Annotated in this window: 8 protein-coding genes and 2 pseudogenes; 1 reads left to right on the forward strand and 9 read right to left on the reverse strand. The window is 52.6% G+C overall.

The features are described from left to right. A partial coding sequence (locus ALO64_RS23855; protein ID WP_157058627.1) for a DUF4113 domain-containing protein occupies positions 1 to 218 on the forward strand: 218 nt, incomplete at its 5' end. Between the two features lie 35 nt (positions 219 to 253). On the opposite strand, the pseudogene ALO64_RS24985 reads toward ALO64_RS23855, so the two are convergent. The 9 genes and pseudogenes from ALO64_RS24985 to ALO64_RS05200 all read right to left on the reverse strand — a co-directional run. After that, positions 254 to 1,129 (reverse strand): annotated as a pseudogene (locus ALO64_RS24985) (hypothetical protein); the annotation flags it as partial. 322 nt (positions 1,130 to 1,451) lie between these two features. Continuing rightward, positions 1,452 to 1,973 carry a single-stranded DNA-binding protein gene (locus ALO64_RS05165; protein WP_044345230.1) on the reverse strand — a complete coding sequence of 174 codons (522 nt, stop codon included), beginning with the start codon at positions 1,971 to 1,973 and terminating at the stop codon, positions 1,452 to 1,454. A 115-nt stretch (positions 1,974 to 2,088) separates the two neighbouring features. Next, a complete protein-coding gene (locus ALO64_RS05170; RefSeq protein ID WP_044345228.1) occupies positions 2,089 to 4,527 on the reverse strand; it encodes an ATP-binding protein in 2,439 nt (812 codons plus the stop codon). 44 nt (positions 4,528 to 4,571) lie between these two features. After that, positions 4,572 to 4,850, reverse strand: a complete 279-nt coding sequence (locus tag ALO64_RS05175) for a hypothetical protein (protein ID WP_044345225.1) — start codon at positions 4,848 to 4,850, stop codon at positions 4,572 to 4,574. Between the two features lie 140 nt (positions 4,851 to 4,990). Beyond that, complete coding sequence (locus tag ALO64_RS05180) at positions 4,991 to 6,100, reverse strand: class I SAM-dependent methyltransferase (protein WP_235378721.1); 1,110 nt, start codon at positions 6,098 to 6,100, stop codon at positions 4,991 to 4,993. Positions 6,101 to 6,226: 126 nt separating this feature from the next. Then, the gene (locus tag ALO64_RS05185; RefSeq protein ID WP_031598620.1) at positions 6,227 to 7,225 is read right to left on the reverse strand and encodes a ParB/RepB/Spo0J family partition protein; all 999 of its coding nucleotides are present in this window, start codon (positions 7,223 to 7,225) and stop codon (positions 6,227 to 6,229) included. Positions 7,226 to 7,350: 125 nt separating this feature from the next. Beyond that, positions 7,351 to 8,473: pseudogene (locus ALO64_RS26965) on the reverse strand (ParA family protein). Between the two features lie 267 nt (positions 8,474 to 8,740). Beyond that, on the reverse strand, positions 8,741 to 8,932 hold the full coding sequence (locus ALO64_RS05195) for a hypothetical protein (RefSeq protein ID WP_010211637.1): 192 nt from the start codon (positions 8,930 to 8,932) through the stop codon (positions 8,741 to 8,743). Positions 8,933 to 9,031: 99 nt separating this feature from the next. After that, positions 9,032 to 9,346, reverse strand: a complete 315-nt coding sequence (locus tag ALO64_RS05200; protein WP_044345231.1) for a hypothetical protein — start codon at positions 9,344 to 9,346, stop codon at positions 9,032 to 9,034. Positions 9,347 to 9,699 lie beyond the last annotated feature (353 nt).

Raw genomic sequence — 9,699 nt, forward strand, 5'->3', positions numbered from 1 at the left:
AAACCCGGGGCGGTTCACAAGATCTGTTCGCACCTAGTCAACCGGTACGCACTGATGAGCTGATGAACGTAATGGACAAGATCAACAAGCGTTGGGGGCATGACTGCTTGCGCACAGCAGCTGTGCCGCTAACGCCGGACTGGGGCATGCGTCGAGCTCTTTTGAGCCCGAGCTACATGACCAGTTGGCAGCAACTGTGGAGAGTTAGCTGCAGTTAAGAGGGAAGCATCTTCATAAATCAATCCCGAGACTTCTATAGCTGAGAATCTTTGTCTCCGGTTTTTGGTTTGACTGTTTTCGCGGGAGGCCTGGCGGGCGCCTGTCGGGCAGCTGTTTCAAGCGTCTTAATTCGGGCCAACGCAGCCTGCTCACGACCCAGCGCCGTAGCTTCGGCAGTGTTGGCAGTTTTCAGCTCTGAACGCACGGCCTTCAGCTCCTGCTTGAGCTGCATCAATTCATCCTTACGGCTCTCGCTAACTGCTTCGGACTGGGCAAACGACGAAGACAGTGCGCGCAGCTCGGTGCGCAGATCCTGGCACTCAGTGCGTAGATCCTGGCATACGCGGGCATCTTCCAGATGCTGCTTTTCCATCTGCGTGAAGGCACCGGTCGCCTGAGCTTCACGCTCCCGCGCCATTTGCTCCAACCTGCGCTGTTCCTCTAGCTGGCCCTGCAACAACTTCACCTGCGCTGCAGCGTTGCCTGCTGCCTCTTTCGCCGCCTTCTCGACAGCTGCCAAACGCTCGCGCAGTTGGGCAAGTTCTACAGCCTGTTCTTGCTTGGCAATTTTGATCTGATTGAGGTCTGACAGTAACGATTCGCACTTCTCTTGTGCGCTATCTAACTGCTGCTCCAAGTCGTCAACAGTCTGAGAGGCGTCCGCTAATTCCCGCTCGGCCTGCTCACGTTGTTCACCAGCGGCCCGCACCACTTCAGCCACTCGGCGCTCACTGGCCTTTACCGCACGATCATTAATATCCACGGCCATCGCACCCAGGCGCGATACAAGCTGCTCCGTGACCTGCGCAAGTTGCTGGGCGACTTCAACGGGAAGTTCTGCCACCGGCTCTGACTCCACGACGGATTGGCTGGAAAGGTATTCCTCCCAAACCTGTTTTAGCCGTGTTGGATTGCCCCCCCCCTACGGTCTTGCGCAAAGCGAAACCAGTAATGGAGCGACCGGCGCTCTGAAGCTCTAAACCAGCCTCGATGATCTGATCGGGGGTGAAATCGACGGGACGCATGGCAAAAACCTCCGTAGGTGAATTTCGATTATAGCCATTACATAACAAACAAACAAACAAACTCCGATAGCTATTTTTTCTTCCTGGATCACCTGCAGGACGTTCGATTACGAGGGTGATGATTGCAATGAGGCCTAGATGGCATAGCCAACAAAAAGCCCGCACAGGGCGGGCTCGGTGTAGCGGTTTGCTGCAACGATCAAGCTGTCATTGCAGGTGCCAACTGAATCGATAAGGGTCCATGAACGGTATATCGTCGTCGAAGCTGTCAAAATCGGCGGCTGGCTGCGGTGCTGGCTGCTGAGACTGCCGCGGAGAAGACTGACGCGGCGCCTGCTGGCTAGTAGCTTGACTGTTCTGATCGCTACCCTGCTGCTGGCCCTGCGGCCGACCACCAAGCAACTGCATGGTGCCTTGCATGTCAACGACGATTTCAGTGGTGTAGCGCTTGATACCGTCTTTTTCCCACTCGCGCGTCTGCAGCTTGCCTTCGATGTAGACCTGCGAGCCCTTGCGAAGGTATTCACCTGCGATCTCTGCAACCTTGCCGAACATCGACACGCGGTGCCATTCGGTTTTCTCGACCTTCTGGCCGGTTTGCTTGTCGGTCCACTGCTCACTGGTAGCCAGACTTAGGTTGGTCACAGCATTCCCGTTAGGCAGATAGCGGACTTCAGGATCCTGGCCACACGTGCCGACCAGAATGACCTTATTAACTCCTCGAGCCATGATGTTTCTCCTCTTATCGGCACGACTTCGTGCCCTTTGTGGTACTTATACTGCCGGTGGTGGACGGGGTGACTTGTCGCCCTGGACGGAAGCGGCCAGCAAGCCACCAGGCGCGCTAGGCTTCTGCCTCTTTGTGCCGCCACTTCAAATAGGCTTCAACTTGACTGAAACCAGCTGCTGCGGCGTTGCGCTCAAGCAACCAAAAGGTTTCACCCTCGTAGATGTGCTGGCGACAATCCTCATCGATGCGCCATAGCTGAGCACCGATTGGTTTCTCATTCGCAATTTCGCGTTCAAACTCTGCATCCATTGCAGCCTCAAGCTCGGGATCGATCGGCTCGTTTAGGTCGAAGTCTTCGTGGTAATACTCCCCTGGGTGATCCTCGTGCTCCCATTCCTTATTGGTCCAAGCGCGTTTGATATCGTCATCAGAGTAGCCACCACATACCACCGCATTTACCAGATAAGCCAACACTCCCTCGGGAAATTCCGTAGATCCCAAAGCCAGAATCTTCTGCACATCTGCAGCGGCTTCGTCTTCAAGCCCTTGCAAGTACCGGTCAAACTCAGCGTCTTCAGCTTTCCTAACTTCATGCGCTTCACGCGCACGCTCCGTCACAGCCTGTTGATCGATGCGCGCCTGCTCTCTAACAGCCTCCCAATTCGGTGGCTCAGGGCAAGCGCCTGTCTGAACCAATGACGCGTTGATGATGCTCAGCAACGTCATGCTTTGTTCGGGGACCGCTTCGATGACTACCGGATCTGCAGACACATCATCAATGACTGGCGACAGTCCACGCTTCAGTCGACCATTGCCTACCCGGTCGACAAGGTATCGCTCGCTCCATGCTCGGCCCCGGTTCTTCTGCGCTTCACGCTCTAAGCTCATTGTGTATTTCATGAGCCATTTGTGCATAAATCGCTGACGCTCCGGAGCCATTCGGATCGAGATGTCGTGGTAACGCTGATAGAAAGCTTCATCATGACCACAGGCGATACTGTCGCCTTGATGGGCGACTTCGTGTTCGACAAGGCCAAATATGTAGGCAACCGTCTCCATCGGTTTGCTGTTTAGGCGCCTAACAACATCGCTACTGATGGCGAGATACGTCCGGCCATCTGTCCATGCCTCGGCGGTGTTCGATTCGCCAAGCAGGATCTGCAAACGCTTTTCGTCGTATCGAAGGGTACCGTTCCTGTAGCGTTCCGCACCGACGCACGCACCGGCATAGTGCTGCAGGCACCACCGAAGCGCTGTCCAAGCCCTGCGCGTTTCTTTGTCCAGCGCTTGTCGATCGTCAACGATCTGCGTTCTTTCTATGAAAGCATCACGGAAGGTGGAGTACGCCGCCAATGCTGGCGCCTCCAGTGTTTCACCACGCCAAAACCACGGGGCGCGCTTGCCGCCATCAATGGCGGCCTGTGCGGCTTCACTGATGTTGCAAAGAGCCCGTTCAAGCGCTTCCTCGAAATCGATGTGATTGTGGCAACCGAACCGCTCCAAGGTTTTCGGATGAACAATTTGAATCAGCCCTTCCCGAGCGATAGCCTCCCCTTTTGGGATGTCGTCGCCATGCTCGATCAGGGTATACATGCCCTTGTGCCAATTGAACGCCTTGTTGCGAAAATCAAAAAGCGTGATATGCCGCTTCCCGGGGAGCAGTGTGATGACTTCTTCTTTTGCATACACTTCAAAAATGTTTTCGTCACCACTTAGCAACGCACGAGCCGATTTTTCGCGTCGGGCCTCAGTCTTGCGGTGATCCCCTAACTTGGCCGACACGGCTTCGGCCAAGCGCTTGAACTCTTTCGCGATGGGCTTCCATACGGGGCAAGTTTTTCGAAGGATTTCAGTGCGCGAGACGTTGAGGTTGATCGCCTTCTTCGAAACTATCAGCCCACCTGCCCCCCAGACATGCGAGGAGTCGTGACGGATCAGTACACCTTGGTTGTAGATCGATACCGGGCCTTCTTCTTTTGCCCGGTAGTAGGCCCAGTCGTCCTCAAAGTCCCATTTTTCGTTTGCCGGATTTCGAGTAATGACCCTCCCGTTCAGCTCAACGCTGATAGGCGTGTATCGAACCAAATCCCGGATTTCCTGCACCGCTGACATCAGCTCGAGGTCGGTGAGAGTTTCGTACCAGGTGCCGGTGATACTGCAACCATTGGACGGCTCGTTGAGATCCTCAAGCTCGTAGCTGTAGCCCATTGCGCGTGTATCAACACGCATCGACCAGCAATTGGATATCCACTCAGTCTTGGCATGCGCCATGATTTGGCCTCGGCCCAAACGGAAACGGCCGTACGTGGCATCGCCTTCCTGGTGCGGCGTGCCAAACCTGCCGAAATAACGAACAACATCCTCGCGACTGGCAAATCCGGTTCCATCGTCGACGCAATCAAATCCAGCCTTGGTCATGGTGAGTCTTACAGTTGTAGCCTTGGCATCAACTGAATTCATGATCAGCTCAATCACTGCCTTGCCTATCGAACCAGCTTGGCTGTAGATGATGTGATGAATAATCTGGGGGTCGAGCTCAAAAGGTAATAGCACTATGCACCTCCTTCATTTGGTTTCGGGATGAATGCTGTTCTGACTCAACGCATACGCCGGCGAGGCCGCTCGGACGTTTCGGTCCCAGACCTCACCTGTTGGGCGATCCATTCAATTTGTGAACTGTCCAACCCGTGTTGATTGGCGTAGATCTCACGGTGCTGATCCAGATCTTTGGAAAATTCAGCAGAGTTGAAATCCCGGACAGCACGCTGCAGGAAACGCCGGGCGTCGTCCTTGCCTTTGTAGGTGGGATGTTTGCCGTCCAGGATCATTTTCACTTCCTGGATCAATTCGTCATGATTGAAGATCTCAAGTGACATATGTTCGAATTCCGTATTATGGCCTCAATACAGAATATAGCATACACAAAGAAATCTGTGGTCCACCCCTTCCCGCGAGACCCATTGTTGCTAGTAGCAACAGTGTTTTGTTGCTACTAGCAACGGCTCCCCTCCCCTTGCTAAATCACCATCGCCATTTGACCCGTAGGTTCTACTACCGAATGATTCACATCATCCAAACGGCTAATCAGTAGCTCCGTTACTGTGTCGTCATCGCAGTCGTAATAGGCATCGTCCAGAAGCTCTGAGAGGTCCTGTAGATCCATGCCGTGCTGAAAAGCAAGCAACAGCAACCGGTGATCAATTCTGTCGTACTTGCCAGTGATTTCTAAGACTGGATGATCGGCAGCGTTGTTGGCCAAGAAAAAGGCGTATGCAAAGCCTGCAGGAGTGACACTACGAGCATTTTTTGTAGCGAGGCTGCTTCCGCCATACTGTTTGTGCATCTTGGAGCCATCGCTTGGAAATACCGGGGCTACGGGCAAATCGGCGTTGAAGCGACCCCAAATGAGCGTTTTTTTTGTATATGGTTCTCCCAGATCGCATGGGTTGAAGCTGAGGCGCCATGGGGGTAACCCTGCCAGTTTCTCAATACGGCCGACTGGATTTTCAATAGCCCAAATAGCAGGACGATAATATTCAACCAATCGCATCGTCTGATGAACTAGCGCAATCGATGCAGCCGTTCGACCATCAAGGTCCTTGGACAGAAAATGCCTTGCGCCTGAATTCGCAAAATCGGTGCATGGACACGCGGCTAAAATTGCGTACACCTCCGCTCCCTCAAAATCACCGAAAAACTCCTTGAAAAACTCAACATCGAACTTGCTCACGTCACCAAGTTCAGGATCATCTTGGATGTCGAATCGGTAGACCTGGTAGCCGGCCTCAGCCCAAGGATCAGACCATTGCCCGCTCATGTCGAACAGCGACAGGATTACCTTGCCGCTGTTGTCGGCCTTAGATTGGGCTGAAACTTGCCGCATCCAGCTGCGGATGACATCTGCTGCCCCGTTCTGGGAAAGCAAACCGTAGTCGCGAGCTTTGGCGCCGAGCCGCACAACCTCATTCGCCAGGGGAGCCTCAAAAAGACGGTGAGAACCATCCTCCACCATGCCTCTAACAACCGAGGCACATGGGGTTACAACTTGGCCAAGGGATAATTCAATAGGGAATGAGTGCTCAGGGGCACGGCTGCGGATTTGGTGGGTGTGGGAAAAACCACTCATGCTTTTGCTCCTAGACTGTATGTCGTCTGGGGCGGTAGCCGCCGCCCCAGATGAAGGTCTAACACAAAAACATTATATACGTACGTACATCGACAAGGTTTGCGTGGTTGTTTGCCTTACGAGTCCCTACTCCTGGAGAGATTCTGATGCAGAAAACTCCGCGACATCCACTGATTCTAGGAATGACGCGAGCTTGTTCATGATTTTCTCTGGATCAACTTGCTTATCGAATTTGAACTCCAGTTTGCGTCCATTCAAGCGAACCGAACCTACACCTTCCAATTTCCGAGGCTCTACCACTTGGTTCTTGGGTCCACCACAAGCAGAGAGTTTTTGCCCAATCATGCGTAGCGCAGCTTCTTGGCCAATCCCCTTCTCGGCCATTTGAATCACAACCCTATGAACAATGTTCTCGTCAGATTTTGAGTGCTCGAGGAATTTTTTTGCATAGTTAGCAGTGATCAGGTGAGGCTTGGTGTTTAAGATTTCCTTGATCTGCTCGGGTAACTGGACCAAGTCAAGGCAACGGTTCACAACAGTGTGGTCGACACCAAGGCGGCGTGCCAAAGCTCGCTGGCTCTTGTCTGCGCCTTTGAGCATATAACGTTGATAACTCACGGCTTTTTCATAGTCGGTGAGCTCATTTTGAATGTTATCGGTGATGGCTAGCAGCATAGCCATGTCGTCAGACATAGGCTTTACAAAAGCCCTGATCGTCACACGGCCAAGCATTTTATGGGCCCGCCAGCGGCACTCACCACCCACCAGCTCGAAGCGGTTACCCACCGGTCGAATCAAGATCGGTTTGCCTAGCCCCACAGAATCGATAGAACCGGCGAGTTCTTCTAACTTCGCTTGGTCAAAGATCATTCGAGGCTGATATGGAGACCGGTCGATGAGCTCAACCAGAACATCTTCTAGCCATTCATCTTTGGGAATGAATACACCCTCTCGCGGGCTAGGGGCCACAAGCTGCGTACTATCGGCAACCTGGCCATCGCCCATTGCCTGTTCGAGCATCGCAGATCTGCTTCGACGACTGCTCGACGTTGGAGGCATTTCCGCCGGTTGACGCAGAGACGCCATTGCCGTGCTTGGCTTACCTGGATAGTCGGTCGACTTCATAACTCACCCTCCTGTGTTGCTAGTAGCAACACTCCATTGGGCTGTTGCTACAAGCAACAAAATCCTGCCCTGTTGCTAGTAGCAACACTTTTAGTAGATGTTGGTTTTGTTGTGACTAGCAACAGTCACTCCAGAGGCTGTGCTGCAACACGCCGGATTTTCTCCAGCACCTCGGCATGCACAGCGCGTGCGTTCTCGATGGTGTCCCGATTAGCGCTTTTCCAGAACATAAGAGGAACACCATCATCAAGAGAGTTAACGTAATCGGCAGAATGATAAATCCTTTCCTCGGTCACCCTGCCTGGGAAAAGTTGGTTCAACCGGTACAGGTTGTTCAGCATACGAGGCCGACCTTTTGAAAACATGGTTGGCACAGCTACCAGTTCTGGAGCGAATCCGTATTCACGAGCGAAGCCTGCGCACCAATCATGCAGCCGTAAGATCGCCTTAAATGAAAACTTATCCATTCTGACAGGGCTCATGAGCAGATCGCTGGCAGCTACTGAGTTCTTTGTCAGACGCGAACCGGCAGGAGCATTATCAAAGATGATTACGTCGTACCGCGAAAGGTCGCAGCCGTTGATCTTTCCCGCTGCGCCATCTTCAACCCACTTGGCATACCACATATCACTATTATTGGCCGCATCCAGTGCCACACCCAGGTCTTCCAAAGAAGCATCGGCGGGGATGAGATGAGGGCCATTTTCGCCAAATGGTTTCTTGATGACTTCATCGAGAGTTTTTGGTTGAAACGAACGCATGCGAAGCATTGGACTGATCAAGTGGCCGAGGTGCCCATCAACAATTCGGCTCCTGCAAGTCTTCCGGGGTGGCGTCTGGATCATACCCAAGCATGCTCGAGGTATCGCCCTGAGGGTCATTGTCGACCAACAATACACGCAGGCCAGCAAGGGAACAGGTGATAGCCTGGCCTACAGCTGTCGTGGTCTTGTTGGTGCCCCCCTTTGAGATGTAAGTCGACATAACAACTTGGCGTGCCAACCCTTTCAAATGGCCAAGCTCGCGACGAAGTGCAGCCAGATCGAATAGATCCGAAGGCGTATACACACGAGATGTGACGGTCCCTCGCGGAACACGGCGGATCTCGATGTTGTTCGCTTCTTCAATGTCTTTCAGACGGCGAGTCGTAAGGCCGAAGCAATCGGCAGCGAACCGAGGTGTGAAGAACAACTGATTGAAATCTACATACGTTGCGACATCTTCGGTCATTTCTACGTTCGGGTTCATAGCATGTCTCCTTTCTGCTGATGAAATCAGTATATACCCTGATATATGGTTGTAAACACCATAGTTCAGGTTATTTAGCTTTTTATCATCAAAAACCTGAACCGGAATTCTGGACTGTTGCTAGTAACAACAGATGGTTGGAAGGAGTATTTCAGGCGCGACTAATCCTTAGCCCGCAGCGATCAAAGGCTAAAATCATCATCAAGAAGGGAGGGTAGAGGAGGGCGAAGCGGGTTAAGCGGGGCTCGGAACGAACCCGCTCGATTGTTAATTGCCTGATTCTGTTGACTCGATACCCCACATCTTTTCCAGAGCTTGCTCAATCAGGAACGACATAGCAGTATTTTGATCGACGGCTTGCTTGCGAAGGCGATCATGGTAGTCATCGCGCATAGTGATGGTTTTCGGGCTCCGCTTCGGCTGAGAAGGTGCTTGCGAAATGTCTTTACTTGATGCCATGACAGGCCCCCATAGAAATTGAAGTGAGGGTAATGATAAACCGTTTGCTCTCTTAATCATACGTACGCACGTACAGTGCGCACGTATTCTCCAAGGGATTCAATTTTGATCAACTACCTTCGCGCCGCGACCGTCATTGGCCCCTCGTTTCAAGTCAGAGAGCTGCTGGATGGTGTCCTGAAGATTGCGCATGACGTACCCAGGAAAGCCCGGCTTCCCTTGTGCATGACGTTCTTTTAGATCTTCGATGTGGTCGATATCGAAGCCTAATCGGGTGAGGCTCAAACCGTCCCCCTCAACAAGGGCACGGTTTGCGGCAATCATCACCGAGTGAGCATCTTCCAGTTTTACGATCTCATCATCGAGGTGAAGAGTATCGTCCCGATCTACAGACCATAAAGAAATGCGCTTCATGATATTGCTCCTAGACGCAAATTGTTTCGCCTGGTAGCCGCCAGGCACAACAGGGTGGGTTTCCTTACACACATTATACGTATGTACGTACGTATGCAACTCTATTTGTCGGCGATATACGACGACGTGGCTAAGTTTTTCGGGTGTATCGACTAGCTGAAACATTCAGGTGCGGCCAGTGCCTTCAGGCACACTCATTGGTCAAGCCAGGTTGATCAACAATGGCCTGGATAAAGCACGGGAGATGTTGATGATTGAGCAGGGCAGGGGGCTGGACTGACCAGGTCAGTAGCTTCCACCTTAAAGTAATCGTTTCGCTGCACATCCACTTGTCGAAGAAGACGGAAAACGGC

This window comes from Pseudomonas meliae, from assembly GCF_001400515.1.
Classification (GTDB): domain Bacteria; phylum Pseudomonadota; class Gammaproteobacteria; order Pseudomonadales; family Pseudomonadaceae; genus Aquipseudomonas; species Aquipseudomonas amygdali.